Genomic DNA, 15,887 nt, shown 5'->3' with positions numbered 1-15,887 from the left:
CGTCGCACCCCGTCGCGCGCCCCCTCTTCCCCAGCGGCGCGATTACGCTAATGTCGCAAGTCCATTCATTGCGGGGCCGCGGGGGATTCTCTCTGTCGGCGGCGGCCCTGGGACCTGGACCGAGATATGAAGCTTACCATCGAGCGGGCGGCGCTGCTGAAGGCGCTGGGTCACGTGCAGAGCGTCGTCGAACGCCGCAACACCATCCCGATCCTGTCGAACATCCTGCTGTCGGCCGATCGCGACACCTTGTCGTTCTCGGCCACCGACCTGGACATGGAGATCATCGACGAGGGCCTGGCCCAGATCGACGGGCCCGGCCAGATCACGGCCCCGGCCCACACCCTGTATGAAATCGTCCGCAAGCTGCCCGACGGTTCGGACGTTTCGCTCAGCTTCAGCGGCGACGACCCCCGCCTGGTGATCCAGGCCGGCCGCTCGCGCTTCAACCTGCCGGTCCTGCCGGCCGGCGACTTCCCGGTGATGAGCAGCGACGGCCTGTCGGGCCGCATCTCGGTCGACACCAACGACCTGATGCGGCTGATCGACAAGACCCGTTTCGCGATCTCGACCGAAGAGACCCGCTACTATCTGAACGGCCTCTATCTCCACACCGTCAACGACGGCGGCGTGACCAAGCTGCGCGCCGTGGCCACCGACGGCCACCGCCTGGCCCTGGCCGAGATGGACGCGCCGGAAGGCTCGGCCGGTCTGCCGGGCGTGATCGTGCCGCGCAAGACCATCCAGGAGGCTCGCCGCCTGATGGAATCGGCCGGCGAGCAGGTCGACCTGCAGATCAGCGCCCAGAAGATCCGCTTCGAGTTCGGCCGCGCGGCCCTGACCTCCAAGGTCATCGACGGCGCCTTCCCGGACTATCTGCGCGTCATCCCGCGCGACAACGCCAAGATCCTGACCCTGGACAACGACCTGTTCGCCAAGGCCGTCGACCGCGTGGCCACCATCTCGGCCGAGAAGAGCCGCTCGGTGAAGCTGGCCGTCGAGCCGGGCCGCATCACCCTGACCGTGCGCAACATGGAAGCCGGCCAGGCCGTCGAAGAGGTCGAGGTCGATTACGACGGCGAAGCCTTCGAGATCGGCTTCAACGCCCGCTACCTGCTGGACGTCTGCGGCCAGATCGGCGGCCCGATCGCCGAGTTCCGCTTCGCCGACCCGGCCAGCCCGACCCTGGTGGTCGATCCGACCGACCCTGGCGTCAAATACGTGCTGATGCCGCTGCGGGTGTAGGAGCTCCAGGCTTCGATCCTTTCGACGAAACGGGCGCCCCTCCGCCCCCTCTGGGGCGGACAGACCGCTTCGCGGTCAGGTGGGGGCAAGTGCTCACCGGCACGACCTCTCGTCCTCACGCGGAAACCCGCTGAGCGAATGGGGAGGGTGCGAAGCGCCCGGGCCTCGCCCGGAGGATTGGCAGTTTTGATTACCGTTTCGACGAAGTTCAGGCGCTTCGCGTGGAACCGTTATCCGGAAGCCTTCGGATCGCGGATTTTTAACCCGCTCCGATGGAGGCCCCCGACGGGCGGAGAGTTGGCGCTCTCCGGACCGCCTGGGCGATCCGATGCCTTCACCTACACGGCGCATGACGCCTATGGCGGGGTGTCGGGTTCGGATCGCGGATTTTTAACCCGCTCCGATGGAGGCCCCCGACGGGCGGAGAGTTGGCGCTCTCCGGACCGCCTGGGCGATTTCAGCCCAGGCCTGCCACGTCCGTCGATCCCTCGCCGCCTGGGTTTCGTCCTGTGTTGCAAGGAACCTGCCCAGGACCGTCGCGAAGGCTGTCACTGAAGACCACCGACAAACGCTTCCCGCTCGACCACTCCCGAAAGCCGCATCGGTCGCCGTACGTGCGCCCTCCCCGTGCCTTCAGGTGAGGTCATTATGCGGGCGGTTTGAAAGGTGAGGACCAAATCGGGTCGAGAAAGTTCAGGGCGTTGAAATCGCTGGGGTTCGTTCGCTATGTGCCGAGCATCAACATCGCGAAACCCTCTCCCATGGGGAGAGGGCGGGGCCCGCCGCGTAGCGGTGGGAGGGTGAGGGGGTTCTGAGCCAACCGGCGTGCCGGCAGGGCGCTGAAAACGCGGCGATGTGTGAAACCGGACAAGGCGTCACCCCTCTCCCTCCCACGCCTGCGGCGCGGATCCCTCCCTCTCCCCTCCGGGAGACAATGACCGGCCTCCGGCCGGCCGCCCCGCGGCGGCCCTTCGGGCCGTCATTGACACGGCCAGACGACAGAGCTCCGATCCACCAAGGCTTTAAGGCGCGGCCCCATCCGGGGCGGATGCGGGCTTGCGCCAAGCGGACGTTCCAAACGTCCGAGAAGGGTGGGGAGCGGTCATTGACGTCGGATCGTTTTGGCGATCTTGAAGGGTGATGTCTTGCTGCGACCGAATGGCTTTCGACCTCAACCAAGTATGTGAGTTGCACCGCGATCGCGCAGCGTGCCCGGACGCCATGATCGCCGAGGTTCGTGGTGGCTACGGCCTATATGTTCGGACGGGCGAGAACGGCTACGGTTCAAGTGTCATCGAAATCGGCTTTTGCCCATGGTGCGGAACGGCGTTGGCTCCGATCGGAGAGATCGACCTATCGCTCTTGGCTTCTGACGACGACTAGGCAGTCGTTCGGCGCAAGACCGATCTTAAAAGGGGGATAAATGGAAGCGACAGGGGTTCTCGCCGTCGGGGAAAGCACGGCCGCCATGGCCTACATCAAGGCTCGGTGGGGCGTGTCGCCGCGTCAGATGAAATTCATTCTCGTGGTCTGCATGTTGGCCATCGGCATCCCTGTAGGGGCCTGGGCGTCGGGGTCATGGTCGGCGGCCGCCATGTCGGTCGAGTTCGCCGTTGTCGGCCTGGGCGTGGGCCTAGTGGCGATCCAGTGGCTGGTGGGACCTTCGATGCGAAAGGCCCTCGCCGCGCGCGGACAGCCCTACGAACAGTCGCTGACGCTGCGCGTGACGGCTGAGGCTCTGGTCTATGACTTGGCGGACCTGACGCTGACCGCTCGCTGGCCCTGCGTCACGGACCTCTACCAAACCCGCAAGTACTGGGTTTTCCTGGTGCAAAGCAGCGCCATGGTCCTCCCGCGACGCTTCTTCACAACTCCCGACGCCGAACGCGATTTCATTGCCGAAGCCGCGTCGCGGATGACCGAGGCTGCACGTGCGAGAAGCCCGGACGCGACAAGGCTTGTCGGCGGGTAGCGGAAAGTTCGCCAAAGTCCACAACGGGTCGAAAGCGGCCAAAGCTTTCCGCCGCGAACCTTCCCAGCCCCGCCTCAGGCGACGCCGAGGGCTCGCACGATCAGCCAGAGCACGCCGCAGATGACCGCCCAGCCGGTGGCGATGCCGAGTTCCGGGTGGTTCTGCCACCATTGGCGCTGAGCGCCCAAGGTCTTGAGTCGCATGTGCCCCCTCCCCAGGGTTTTGTTACCGCTATTCATCACCGACGCCGCGAGTCGCGCAAGCAACCTGCGGTGTCACGATATCGTCGCGTGACGGCTTCCCGGCCCTTGCCGACCTCCCCGCGCGTGCTAGCCTCCGTTTCATAAGAAAACGGGAGGAAGCGCGTGGTGAGAGTGAACTACATGACGGTGGGGTCCAACAAACTGGAGGCGGCCAAGGTCTTCTACGACGCCCTGCTGGGATCGATCGGCATGGCGGGGGTCTACGAGCATCCGTCGGGCGGGCGGCTGTATCGCGGCAAGGGCACGGGGCTGTTCGGCGTGCTGGGTCCCCATGACGGCCAACCGGCCTGCGTCGGCAACGGCATGATGGGCGGCTTCGACTTCGAAAGCCGCGAGGAGGTCGACGCCTTCCACGCCAAGGCCATGGAACTGGGCGGGACCTGCGAGGGTCCTCCGGGCGAGCGGATGCCCGGCGCCTATTTCGCCTATTTCCGCGATCTGGATGGCAACAAACTCTGCGGCTACAAGTTCGGCTGAGGCGTCCCCATATCCTCGCCGGACGCGATCGGCGCCGGCGAGGAGATTTCCCATGAGCACGGACATGAACGGCCGCGTGGCCCTGGTCACCGGGGCGTCGTCGGGTTTCGGCGAGGCCGTGGCCCTGGGCTTGGCGCGCGCCGGCGCCAAGGTCGCCCTGGCCGCCCGGCGCGAGGATCGCCTGCGCGACCTGGCCCGGCGCATCACCGCCGAGGGCGGCGAGGCCCACGTCATCGTCGCCGACTTCACCGACGAGCACGCCGCCCAGCGGGCGGTCCGCGAGACCGAGGCGGCGTTCGGCCGGCTCGACATCCTGATCAACAACGCCGGCGTCATGTATCTGGAGCCGGTGGCCACGGCCGATCTCGGCCGCTGGCGGTCGATGCTGGAGCTGAACCTGCTGGGCCTGATCGCCGCCACCCAGGCCGCCCTGCCCGGCATGACCGCCCGCAAGGACGGCCACATCGTCAACATCGCCTCGACCGCCGGCCACGTCTCCAACCCGCTGGCGGCGGCCTATTCGGCCACCAAGTTCGGGGTGGTGGGCTTCTCGGAGTCGCTGCGCAAGGAGGTCCACAAGGACAATATCCGCGTCACGGTGATCTCGCCCGGCATGGCGGCCACCGAACTGCGCGACCATATCGCCGTCGAGGCCATCCAGACCACGCTCAACAAGAACGCCGCCGCCATGCGCCAGCTGACCGCCGAGGACGTCGCCGACGCCATCCTCTACGCCGTCTCGCGCCCGCCCCACGTGACGATCAACGAAATCCTGATGCGCTCGACCGACCAGGAGCGGTAGGGGGCAGCGACCTCGGCGCCCCACATCGTTGTCATCCCGGAAAGCGCGCAGCGCTTGTCCGGGACCCAGGTGAACCGCACCGCATCCGCCCAGCCCCCTGGGTCCCGGACAGCCTCCGCGAGGCTTCCGGGATGACAACCCTCGGGGATCGAAGGGAAGATCGGCCCTCCAGATTTAGACCTGGCCCGCGAATAGGCTAGAACCCCCCGGTGAGCCGCGCCGCCCTGCTTTCCCTGACCCTGACCGACTTCCGCTCGTACGAGCGCGCGACCCTGCGTCCGGAGGGCGCCAGCGTCTATCTGTTCGGGGCCAACGGGGCGGGCAAGACCAACCTGCTGGAGGCCATCAGTCTGCTGTCGCCGGGCAAGGGCCTGCGCGGGGCCAGCCTGACCGAGGTGGGTCGTCGCCAGCCGGGCGAGACGACCGGCCGCGCCTGGGCCGTGGCCGCCGAGGCCCAATCCCCTTCAAGCATGGGCGCCGATGACGAGCCGATCCGGCTGGGCACCGGCGTCGAACTGGCCGGCGCGGCCCGCCGAATCGTCCGCATCGAGGGCGAGACCGTCCCGCCCGGACGCCTGGCCGACCACCTTCGCCCGATCTGGCTGACCCCGGCCCAGGACCGCCTGTTCCTCGAGGCGGCCGGCGAGCGCCGCAAGTTCTTCGACCGCCTGGTGTTCGCCGGCGAGCCCGACCACGCCCGCCACGCCAACGCCTACGACAAGGCCCAGCGCGAGCGCATGCGCCTGCTGACCGACGCCGCCGAAAGCGGCCAGCCGGCCGACACCGTGTGGCTGACCGCGCTGGAGGCCCAGCTGGGCCAGGCCGGCGCCCTGATGTCCGGGGCCCGGGCCCGCACCCTGACGGTTCTGCAGGCCGAGATCGACAGCCGCGGCGACCGCCCCTTCCCGCGCGCCCGCCTGGCCCTGACCGGCGAGTGGGAGAAGATGGCGCTGGAGGGGGTCGAGCCCGCCGAGATCGAGGCCCGGCTCGCCGCCGCCCTGGCCGCCGCCCGGCTCCGTGACGGGGCCGCCGGACGGGCCCTGACCGGTCCGCACCGGGGCGATCTGGCCATCCATCACGTCGACAAGGACCGTCCCGCCGCGGAATGTTCGACCGGCGAGCAGAAAGCGCTGATTCTGAACCTGGTTTTGGCCCAGGCGGCGCGACTTTCGCGTGCGAAAGACGCGCCGAATCCTATATTGTTGCTCGACGAAGTCGCCGCGCATCTCGACCTGAAAAGGCGAGCCGCCTTGGCCGACGAAATCACGGCGCTCGGACTCCAGGCCTTTCTCACGGGCACGGACCAGTCGCTGTTCGACCACCTGAAAGGTCGGGCTCTCGGCGTTCGCGTCAGCGAACTCGGCCTGACCGCATTGGAAGACGTATGACCGAAGAGACCAAGGGCCCCGAGGCCGACAACACCGGCGATCGCCTGACCACCGCGGACGGCTCGGAAATGTCGGCGCCTGAAGTGATGCAGGGCGAGTACAGCGCCGACTCGATCAAGGTGCTCAAGGGCCTGGACGCGGTGCGCAAGCGCCCCGGCATGTACATCGGCGACACGGATGACGGCTCGGGCCTGCACCACATGGTCTACGAGGTGGTCGACAACGCCATCGACGAGGCCCTGGCCGGCCACGCCACCAAGGTCGAGGTGATCCTCAACGCCGACGGCTCGGTGACGGTCACCGACGACGGGCGCGGGATCCCGGTCGACATCCACGAGGGCGAGGGCGTCAGCGCGGCCGAGGTCATCATGACCCAGCTGCACGCGGGCGGTAAGTTCGACCAGAACAGCTACAAGGTCTCGGGCGGCCTGCACGGCGTGGGCGTCTCGGTGGTCAACGCGCTCAGCGACTGGCTGGAGCTGAAGATCCACCGCAACGGCCACAGCTACCAGATGCGCTTCGAGCGCGGCGACGCGGTGACCTCGCTGGCCCAGACCGGCGATTCGCCCGTCCGCGCCGACGGTCCCAAGGCCGGCGAGACCCTGACCGGCACGGAAGTGACCTTCTTCCCGTCGCTGGAAACCTTCGCCTTCATCGAATTCGACCGGAAAACGCTCGAGCACCGGCTGCGCGAACTGGCCTTCCTGAACTCGGGCGTGACGATCTATTTCCGCGATCTGCGCGACGCCGAGCCGTGGGAGGAAAAGCTGCACTACGAGGGCGGCATCGAGGCCTTCGTGCGCCACCTCGACAAGGCCAAGACCCCGCTCCTGAAAACCCCGATCGTCATCCGGGGCAAGAAGGACAAGGTCGAGGTCGACCTGGCCCTGTGGTGGAACGACAGCTACCACGAGCACATGCTGTGCTTCACCAACAACATCCCGCAGCGGGATGGCGGCACGCACTTGTCGGCCTTCCGGGGCGCCCTGACCCGGATCATCACCAACTACGCCGAGAGCTCGGGCATCACGAAGAAGGAAAAGGTCAATGTCGGGGGCGAGGACGCCCGCGAAGGCCTGACCTGCGTGCTGTCGGTCAAGGTGCCGGATCCCAAGTTCAGCTCACAGACCAAGGACAAGCTGGTTTCGTCCGAAGTCCGCCCGGCCGTCGAGGGCCTGGTGCAGGAAGGCCTGGCCACCTGGTTCGAGGAGCATCCGAACGAGGCGAAAGCCATCGTCTCCAAGATCGCCGAGGCCGCCGCCGCCCGTGAGGCCGCGCGCAAGGCCCGCGAACTGACCCGCCGCAAGAGCGCGCTCGACATCACCTCGTTGCCGGGCAAGCTCGCCGACTGCTCCGAGCGTGACCCGGCCAAGTCCGAGATCTTCATCGTCGAGGGCGACTCGGCCGGCGGCTCGGCCAAGCAGGCCCGCAACCGCGACAACCAGGCCGTCCTGCCCCTGCGCGGCAAGATCCTCAACGTCGAGCGGGCGCGGTTCGACAAGATGCTGTCGTCCGACCAGATCGGCACGCTGATCACCGCCCTGGGGGCCGGCATCGGCCGCGACGACTTCAACCCGGACAAGGTGCGCTACCACAAGATCGTGCTGATGACCGACGCCGACGTCGACGGCGCCCACATCCGCACCCTGCTGCTGACCTTCTTCTATCGTCAGATGCCGGAGCTGATCGAGCGCGGCTACATCTACATCGCCCAGCCGCCGCTCTACAAAGCCGCCAAGGGCAAGTCGTCGCGCTACCTGAAGGACGACTTCGAGATGGACGCCTTCCTGGTCGACGAGGGCGTCGAGGGCGCCGAACTCGACCTGCCGTCGGGCGAGCGCCGCACCGGCCAGGACCTGCTGGCCCTGGTCCAGCTGTGCCGCCAGGCCAAGGGCAACATCGACCGCCTGGCCCAGCGCGCGCCGGCCTTCGCCATCGAACAGGGGGCCCTGGCCGGCCTGTTCGGCGAAAACCCCGACATCGCCGCCGCCGCCAAGCGTCTTGATCTGTATGCGGAAGAAGGCGACGGCCCGTGGTCGGGCGAGCGCGGCGACACCGCCTATGTGTTCAAGCGCATCCGCCGCGGCGTCACCGAGAGCGTGGTGCTGGACGACGGCCTGCTGCACGCCGCCGACGCCCGCCGCCTGGCCGAACGGGCCGGCGCCCTGGCCGACGTGTTCTCCGGCGCGGCGATCTTCCGCCGCAAGGACAAGTCGACCACCGTGCGCGGTCCGCTCGACCTGCTGGGCGCGGTGCTCGACGCCGGCCGCAAGGGCCTGTCGATCCAGCGCTACAAGGGCCTGGGCGAGATGAACCCCGACCAGCTGTGGGAGACCACCCTGGACGTGGAAGCCCGCACCCTGCTGCAGGTGCGCGTCAACCACGCCGACGACGCCGACGACATGTTCAGCCGCCTGATGGGCGACCTGGTCGAACCCCGCCGCGAGTTCATCCAGGAAAACGCCCTGGACGCCGAGGTGGACGTTTAACGTTCCTTTTTGATCCGCTCATCCCGGCGAAGGCCGGGACCCAGATGGAATGGCTTTGAGGCTGACGCCAAGAACTCAGAGTCCTTCCAGCCGACCACACCGCTATGGGATCTGGGTCCCGGCCTTCGCCGGGATGAGCGGATTTTATGATCAGTCATCCGTGAAATAGTCGGCGATCGCCGCGTCCACGGACTCCAGCTCGAAGTTCGGCGAGCCGGCGCGTTCCAGGGCGTGGCGGATCTGCCAGGCGCTGCGGCCGACATGGATGCCCATGCCGCGCAGCTCCTCGACGATCGCCGCGCGGGTGGCGTCGTCGACCGACTTGTTGTTCTCCAGCCGCGCCTGGTCCAGCCGCCAGCCGAAATAGCTGTCGGGCGTCAGCTCGATCACCGCGCCCGGGGCCGGCAGCCATTCGTAGATCGCGCAGCGGCGGTCCACGGCCGCGTCGACATAGTTGGCCAGGCAGTTGCGGTAGCGCCGCGCGGCGTCGCGGATCGCCGCCACGCTCTCCAGCGGCCGCAGACGCTCCGTCCCCGGATGGGGCGGCTTGGGCAGCTCGCGGCGGAAGTCGTCGGCCACCAGGTTGAACAGCGTCTTGGCGTTCGGGGCGCGGGTCCAGACGGCGATCCGCTGGGCCAGGACCGCCTCCGGCAGGCGGCGGGCGAGCAGGGCGTGCGCCTCGGCCAGCAGCTTGGCCTGGGCGGCGCTGACCCGCACGGCGACCCCGCCGGCGTCGCGCAGCGGACGCGGCAGGGCGCCCAGGGTCCGCACCTGCAGCGGGTCGATCTGGGCCGCGTGACGCAGGGTCTTGGCCGGCTTGGGATCGGCCAGCAGGGCGACCAGGACGCGATAGTCCTCGGGCGTCCAGGCGATCTCGCCCAGCCGCTCCAACGCCCGGGCCAGACCTTCCGGGGCCGGATCCAGCACCAGCCGCACGGCCTTGCGCAGCGGCGCCTCCAGCAGCAGATCGACGTCGACCGCGGCGTGACGATCGGTTTCCATCGCCAGCATCAGGCAGATCAGGTGCCGCCGCGCGGTCGGGGCGGTGACGAACGGGGTGTGCGGCGCGGGCCACAGGGCGGCCAGCACGTCCGCATAGGCGGGCGCGATCAGGCGCAGCAGGGGCGAGGCGGACTCGGTCGCCTTGGCCAGAACGAGGGTGGTCATCGATAGCTCCCGGCGACAGCCGGGGCGGGCCGTCGCTAGCGGTTGTGTTGGAGACGAAGCGGGCGCGGCTCGCACGACGCGCGCCATCGCACCGGGATCGGTGGCTTGTATGGCTGGGCGGCGTTCAAGGTCATGCGGCGGCGGCTTCTTCCGGAGCGTGGATCGGGAGACGCTGATCTCATGATCCCCCGCCGTCGACAAGGTCGTCGCGACCCGGGAGACGACTTGGCGGCGACCTTGTTGCCGTCACGACACGGTTCGGCGAACGCCGTACGCGCTCAGGCCATGGCCACGAACATCGCCGCCGCGGCGATCGCCATCACCGCCGTGGCCAGCCAGCCGAACAGCTTCAGGGCCGGGCCGGCGACGAAGCGGCCCATCTGGTCGCGGCGCGAGGCGACCAGCATCATCACCACCATCATCGGCACGGCGATCACGCCGTTGATCACCGCGCTCAAGAACAGGGCCTGGATCGGATCGATCTTCATCAGGTCCAGACCGACGCCCAGCAGGGTGGCCGCGCCGATCACCGCATAGAAGCCGACCGCCTCCCAGGGCTTGTTGTCGAGACCGCAGGTCCAGCCCCGGCTCTCGCCCACCGCATAGGCGGCGGATCCGGCCAGGACCGGGATCGACAGCAGGCCGGTGCCGACAATGCCCAGGGTGAACAGCAGGAAGGCGAACCGGCCCGCCGCCGGCTCCAGGGCCTTGGCCGCGTCGGCGGCCGTGGCGATCTCGGTCTTGCCGGCGGCGTGCAGGGTGGCCGCGGTGGCGATCATGATGGCCAGGGCGATCAGGTTCGAGACCGCCATGCCGACGAAGGTGTCCATCCGTATGCGGCGCATCTCGCGCTTGGCCTGCTCGGGCGCCTCGGTCAGGGGGCGGGCCTGGTCGTCGTGATCGACCTCCTCGACCTCCTGGGCGGTCTGCCAGAAGAACAGGTAGGGGCTGATCGTCGTGCCGAAAACGGCGACGATGGTGGTGATCGCCTCCTTGGAGCCCAGCAGCTTCAGATCCGGCAGGAACAGGCCCCGCGCGACCTGCCCCCAGTCGAGCTTCACGACCAGGACCACGGCGACATAGGCGAACAGCACCAGGGTCAGCCATTTGAGGAAGCGGACATAGCGCTTGTACGGAACGAACATCTGCAGCAGCAGCGACACGACCGCGAAGCCGATCGTGAACAGATGCGCGCCGCCGCCCGCCAGCAGCCGAGCGGCCGCCCCCATGGCGGCCAGGTCGGCGCCGATATTGACGGTGTTGGCCGCGAACAGAAGGACGACCAGACCCGTCACGGCGCCGCTGGGGATCACCTCGCCCATGTTGCGAGCCAAGCCCTTGCCGGTGACCCGGCCGATCTCGCCGCTGACCAGCTGGATGGCGCTCATCAACGGATAGGTCAGCAGCAGGGTCCACAGCAGGCCGTAGCCGAACCGCGCCCCGGTCTGGGAATAGGTGGCGATGCCGGACGGATCGTCGTCGGCCGCGCCGGTGACTAGGCCGGGCCCCAACTGCTCGAACAGGGCGATTGACCGGACGCGACGGAGCAACGAGGTCATGGTGCGTCTCTTGCCCATTCACCGGCCTGGGGAGTGGGCTGAAACACCGGCCGGGGCGCTTGGTTCCTGTGTCGCCTGTGGGACGAAGCCCAAAATTCCAGCTTGCCAAACCAGATACATAGCTATGTATATATCTCGACATGTTTGTGACCCCCGAGAGCTCGATCATGACCCCCGACACCCTCGCCGACCTGGGCGTGACCTTCCTGGGCAGCCGGATGAAGCGCCTGGCCGACCGGCTGCAGACCGACGCCGCCGCCACGCTCCAGGCCATGAACCTGCCGATCCAGCCGGCCCAGCAACCGTTCATGGCCGTGCTGCGCCAGCAGGGTCCGCAGACCGTGGGCGGCGTCGCCCAGCATCTGCGGATCAGCCAGCCGACCGCCACCCGCGCCGTCCAGGCCTTGATGGAGCAGGGCCTGATCGACGCCAGCCGCGAGGGGCGGGACCAGCGCCAGAAGCTGCTGTCGCTGAGCGCGGCCGGCGAAGCCTTGATGGACCGGCTGGAGCGCGACCTGTGGCCCAAGGTCGAGGCCGCCGCCGTATCGCTGTGCGGCGGCCGCCACGCCGCCCTGCTGGAGGAGATCACGATGATCGAGACCGAACTTGACCGCCGCTCGCTGGTGGACCGGATCATGGCCCCCGCCGCGGCGCCGGCGATGACCATCCGCGACTTCTCCGACGACCTGGCGCGGGCGTTCCACGACATCAACGCCGCCTGGATCGCGCAGATGTTCGCCCTCGAGGAGAACGACATCACGCTGCTGGAGAACCCGCGCGAACTGATCGTCGACAAGGGCGGGGCGGTGCTGTTCGCGCAGACGCCGGACCTGGGGGTGGTGGGGACCTGCGCCATCATGCGGATGAAGGACGGCTGGTTCGAGCTGACCAAGATGGGCGTCCTGGAGGCCGCGCGCGGCCGCAAGGTGGGCGAGTTCCTGCTGGCGGCGGCGCTGGAGCGGGCCAAGGCCATGGGCGTCGCCGACCGGCTCTACCTGCTGACCAACAGGAAGTGCGGGCCGGCCATCCATCTCTACGAGAAGCTGGGCTTCCAGCACGACGCCGAGATCATGGCGCTGTTCGGCAGCCGGTATGAGCGGTGCGACGTGGCGATGCGGTATCGGGGTTAGGAAGACACCTGAGCCGCGACCGCCTTCAGCACCTCGCGCGCCGCGTTCGGGTCCAGCCGCACCTGCAGGCCGCGCTGGCCGCCGTTGATGTAGACGCGATCGTGGGCCAGGGCGTCGGCCTCGATCACCGCCGGCAGCGGCTTGCGCTGGCCGAACGGGCTGATGCCGCCGACCTTGTAGCCGCTGATCCGCTCGGCGTCGGCGGGCTTCATCATCTGAGCCGACTTGCCGCCGACCGCCGCCGCCAGCTTCTTCATCGCCACCTCGCGGTCGGAGGGCGCGATGACCAGAACCGGCTTGCCGTCGACCAGCGCCATCAGGGTCTTGAGCACCCGGCCAGGATCCTCGCCCAGGGCCGCGGCGGCGGCCAGGCCGATGCTGTCGGCGTCCGGATCGTAGTCGTAGGCGTGGACCGTGAAATCGACCCCGGCCTTGGTCAGGGCGAGGGTGGCGGGCGTGGTGCGGGACATGGCGTCACTATAGCCAAGCCCGCCCGAAAACCTCGCCCTTCGACAGGCTCAGGATGAGGTTTTCTTCTCTTCGGCCTGCGGAATGGTCCTCATCCTGAGCTTGTCGAAGGACGAGGACCACGCACTGGGCTGATCGACCTATTTCGGGCAGATCGCGTCGCCCTCGTTCGAGGCCAGCCGCACCTCGGTCAGCGACAGCGAGAACGGCCCGCTGGTGCTGACCACGAACGGCGCGGTGACATGGTCCATCTTCGCCCCGGCCGTCTGGAAGCAGGATAGCTTGATCTTGGTGCTGCCCCACTCGCCGGGCTTGGCGCCCCTCAGCAGGCTCGAGACATCCACCGCGCCGCCGCACGAGGCGTCGTCGCTGCAGCCGATGCTCATCGTCACCGGGGCGGTCGGGGCGGCGTCGATCCGATAGCGGACCATCACCGCCATGTCGCCGGTGGTCTGGCGCGACAGGTCGACCGGCGGCCCGTGGATGGCCAGCATGCCCTGGCCGGTCCAGGCCGCCTGGCGGGCGTTCTCCTGGGCCCCGGCGTCGATCGACTTGACCGAGCCCGCCCCCAGGAAGTCCATCCGCCACGGCGCGGGCAGGCGGCCTTCCACGAAATAGCGGTCGACGCTGCCGGCGGCGGCGGCCTTGCCCGGATCTTCCGACAGGACGCCGACCTCGCCGCCGTGGGCGTAGGACAGGCCATAGCCATAGGCGAATTGCGGATCATAGCCCGGCTGGCCGCGGTTCAGCGGGCCCTGGTCGGCGCGCTTGGGCCAGGAGAAGCCCAGCTTGCCCTGGAAGTCGCGCTTGGACTTGCCGTCCTTGCCCGCCACCAGCACGTCGGCGACGCCGCCGCCCTCGCTGCCCGGCAGCCAGGCCGCCACGAAGGCGTCCGAGGCGTTGATCTCCGGGTTCACCCACAGGGGGCGGCCCGACAGGAACACCGACACGACCGGAATCCCTTGCGCCTTCAGGCGCTTGAGCAATGCCAGGTCGGCCTTGTCGCCCAGCTGGTAGCCCAGGTTGGCGACGTCGCCCTGGAACTCGGCATAGGGGTCCTCGCCGAACACCACGATGGCCACGTCGGGCTTGGTCTTGAACTGGCCGCCGGGCGCCAGCTCGGCTTGGCCGCCGGCCGCCTTCACCGCCTGCTCGATCCCGCCCCAGATCGACTGGCCGTGCGGGAAGTCGCTGTTCTTGTTGCCGGTGCCCTGCCAGGTCAGGGTCCAGCCGCCCGAGGCCTTGCCGATGTCGTCGGCCGCGCCGGCCACCAGCACCCTGGCGCCCGGCTTGACCGGCAGCACGCCGTCGTTCTTCAGCAGCACCAGCGACTTGGCCACCGCCTCGCGGGCGATCGCGCGGTGCTCCTCCGCGCCCAGCCGCTCGAGCTGTCCCTGGACGGACGGGGCGACGCGCTCGAACAGTCCGGCCTTGACCTTGACCCGCAGGATGCGCCGCACGGCGTCGTCCAGCCGCGCCATCGGGATCTCGCCCGCCTTCACCTGGGCCAGGGTGTTGTCGTAGAGCGGCTTCCAGCTGTCGGGCGCCATGTACATGTCGAGCCCGGCGTTCATCGCCTGCGGGCAGCTGGCGTTGGTGCAGCCGGCGACCTGCCCGTGAGCGTTCCAATCGCTGACCACGAAGCCCTGGAAGCCCATCCGGCCCTTCAGCACGTCGGTCAGCAGGGTCTTGTTGCCGGTCATCTTCTGGCCGTTCCAGCTGGAGAACGAGACCATCACCGTCAGGATGCCGGCGTCGATGCTGGGCGGGTAGCCCTGGGCGTGGATCGCGACCAGTTCGGCCTCGGAGATCCTGGCGTCGCCCTGGTCCTTGCCGTCCTCGGTGCCGCCGTCGGCCAGGAAGTGCTTGGCCGAGCCGGCGATATGGCCGACGCCAAGGCTCGCGCCGGGCTTGAGCTCGCCCTGCAGGCCTAGGGTCATGGGTCCCGAATAGGATTTCACGACCTCGGGATCCTCGGCATAGCCCTCGTAGCTGCGGCCCCAGCGGTCGTCGCGGGGCACGGCCACGGTGGGACCGAAGGTCCAGTCGCCGCCGACCGCCGCCACCTCTTCGGCGGTGGCCTGGCCGATGCGGCGGATCAGGGCCGGGTCGCGCATGGCGCCCAGACCGACATTGTGCGGGAAGATCGTCGCCCCGACGATGTTGTTGTGGCCGTGCACGGCGTCGATGCCGAACATGATCGGGATCGGCGTGTGGCCCGGCCGCGCGGCCAGGGCCTGCTTGCGGTAGGCGTCGACCAGGTCGATCCAGGCCTTGGGCGGAGCACGGTCGTCGCCGCCCGGCGCCGAGTTGCCGCCGGCCAGGATCGAGCCCAGCGGATACTTCTCCAGATCGGCCGGGGTCATCGAGGCGATGTCGCCCTGGATGGTCTGGCCGACCTTCTCTTCCACGCTCATCTTGGCCATCAGCTGGGTGATGAAGGCCTCGGTCTTGGCGTCGGTGATCGCCGCCGGGCTGGCCGCCGCGGGCCATTGGGCCGGATGGGCGATGGCCGATTGCGCCGACGCGGCCGGGTCTGATTGGGCGAAGGCCGGCGCGCCCGCCAGACCCGTCGAGGCGATGCCGGTCGAGGCGACGAGGGCCGAAATCAGAAGGCGACGGGAGCGGACGGTCATTCAACACCTTCAAGAAGCGGCCCAGGCGACTGAGGCGCGGGCGGTCATTGCGCGGCAAAAAACCGGCGCGACGGGGAGAACATCGTCGCGCCGGAGTTTGGAGAGCCCCCGATGAAGGGGATCCAGTCACGCCGCCGTCGGAGGGGTCTGACGAAGGCGCGTCGTCCCCGCCGACGAATCGGCGCTGGAACGGGACGGATAGGAATTTCGTGGACGCCGCTCGCCTCTATTGGGCGCGCGGGCGCGGTGTGGGTGTTCCCTTCCCTGAAGCGGGGGCTGGCGCCCCTCTTG

Annotated in this window: 13 protein-coding genes; 8 read left to right on the top strand and 5 right to left on the bottom strand. The window is 68.6% G+C overall.

From position 1 onward, the window contains the following. Window positions 1-126: 126 nt before the first annotated feature. The 3 genes from dnaN (at window position 127) to ASD21_RS17365 (ending at window position 3,217) form a co-directional block, all read left to right on the top strand. On the top strand, window positions 127-1,245 hold the full coding sequence (gene dnaN / locus ASD21_RS17370) for a DNA polymerase III subunit beta (protein ID WP_056444050.1): 1,119 nt from the start codon (window positions 127-129) through the stop codon (window positions 1,243-1,245). 1,140 nt (window positions 1,246-2,385) lie between these two features. Continuing rightward, window positions 2,386-2,628, top strand: coding sequence for a DUF6980 family protein (locus ASD21_RS25265; protein ID WP_082554827.1), 243 nt, complete (start codon window positions 2,386-2,388; stop codon window positions 2,626-2,628). Between the two features lie 85 nt (window positions 2,629-2,713). Then, a complete protein-coding gene (locus tag ASD21_RS17365; RefSeq protein WP_235524908.1) occupies window positions 2,714-3,217 on the top strand; it encodes a YcxB family protein in 504 nt (167 codons plus the stop codon). A 74-nt stretch (window positions 3,218-3,291) separates the two neighbouring features. Here ASD21_RS17365 and ASD21_RS25075 read toward each other — a convergent pair whose 3' ends face one another. After that, window positions 3,292-3,420, bottom strand: a complete 129-nt coding sequence (locus tag ASD21_RS25075) for a hypothetical protein (RefSeq protein WP_268760907.1) — start codon at window positions 3,418-3,420, stop codon at window positions 3,292-3,294. 180 nt (window positions 3,421-3,600) lie between these two features. On the opposite strand from ASD21_RS25075, the gene ASD21_RS17360 reads away from it, so the two are divergent. The 4 genes from ASD21_RS17360 to gyrB all read left to right on the top strand — a co-directional run bounded on the left by ASD21_RS17360 (window position 3,601) and on the right by gyrB (window position 8,636). Beyond that, a complete protein-coding gene (locus ASD21_RS17360) occupies window positions 3,601-3,957 on the top strand; it encodes a VOC family protein (protein ID WP_056444044.1) in 357 nt (118 codons plus the stop codon). A gap of 52 nt (window positions 3,958-4,009) precedes the next feature. Beyond that, window positions 4,010-4,759 (top strand): SDR family NAD(P)-dependent oxidoreductase, encoded by a 750-nt coding sequence (locus tag ASD21_RS17355; protein ID WP_056444041.1) that lies wholly within the window; start codon window positions 4,010-4,012, stop codon window positions 4,757-4,759. A 209-nt stretch (window positions 4,760-4,968) separates the two neighbouring features. Continuing rightward, window positions 4,969-6,147 (top strand): DNA replication/repair protein RecF, encoded by a 1,179-nt coding sequence (gene recF / locus ASD21_RS17350; protein ID WP_056444038.1) that lies wholly within the window; start codon window positions 4,969-4,971, stop codon window positions 6,145-6,147. A gap of 68 nt (window positions 6,148-6,215) precedes the next feature. After that, on the top strand, window positions 6,216-8,636 hold the full coding sequence (gene gyrB / locus ASD21_RS17345) for a DNA topoisomerase (ATP-hydrolyzing) subunit B (protein ID WP_056444205.1): 2,421 nt from the start codon (window positions 6,216-6,218) through the stop codon (window positions 8,634-8,636). 150 nt (window positions 8,637-8,786) lie between these two features. Here gyrB and ASD21_RS17340 read toward each other — a convergent pair whose 3' ends face one another. Both ASD21_RS17340 and ASD21_RS17335 read right to left on the bottom strand, forming a co-directional pair. Continuing rightward, window positions 8,787-9,803 (bottom strand): hypothetical protein, encoded by a 1,017-nt coding sequence (locus ASD21_RS17340; protein ID WP_056444034.1) that lies wholly within the window; start codon window positions 9,801-9,803, stop codon window positions 8,787-8,789. 278 nt (window positions 9,804-10,081) lie between these two features. Next, on the bottom strand, window positions 10,082-11,362 hold the full coding sequence (locus tag ASD21_RS17335; RefSeq protein WP_056444031.1) for an Nramp family divalent metal transporter: 1,281 nt from the start codon (window positions 11,360-11,362) through the stop codon (window positions 10,082-10,084). Between the two features lie 167 nt (window positions 11,363-11,529). On the opposite strand from ASD21_RS17335, the gene ASD21_RS17330 reads away from it, so the two are divergent. After that, window positions 11,530-12,492, top strand: coding sequence for a bifunctional helix-turn-helix transcriptional regulator/GNAT family N-acetyltransferase (locus ASD21_RS17330; protein ID WP_056444203.1), 963 nt, complete (start codon window positions 11,530-11,532; stop codon window positions 12,490-12,492). Here ASD21_RS17330 and ybaK read toward each other — a convergent pair. Both ybaK and ASD21_RS17320 read right to left on the bottom strand, forming a co-directional pair. Further along, on the bottom strand, window positions 12,489-12,962 hold the full coding sequence (gene ybaK / locus ASD21_RS17325; protein ID WP_056444028.1) for a Cys-tRNA(Pro) deacylase: 474 nt from the start codon (window positions 12,960-12,962) through the stop codon (window positions 12,489-12,491). The two genes, ASD21_RS17330 and ybaK, sit on opposite strands and share 4 nt — an antisense overlap. A 138-nt stretch (window positions 12,963-13,100) precedes the next feature. Then, window positions 13,101-15,596, bottom strand: a complete 2,496-nt coding sequence (locus ASD21_RS17320) for a glycoside hydrolase family 3 protein (protein ID WP_056444026.1) — start codon at window positions 15,594-15,596, stop codon at window positions 13,101-13,103. Between the last annotated feature and the right edge of the window lie 291 nt (window positions 15,597-15,887).

Source organism: Caulobacter sp. Root1455 (genome assembly GCF_001426905.1).
Classification (GTDB): Bacteria; Pseudomonadota; Alphaproteobacteria; order Caulobacterales; family Caulobacteraceae; genus Caulobacter.
This window is presented reverse-complemented; position numbering and strand designations above follow the sequence as displayed.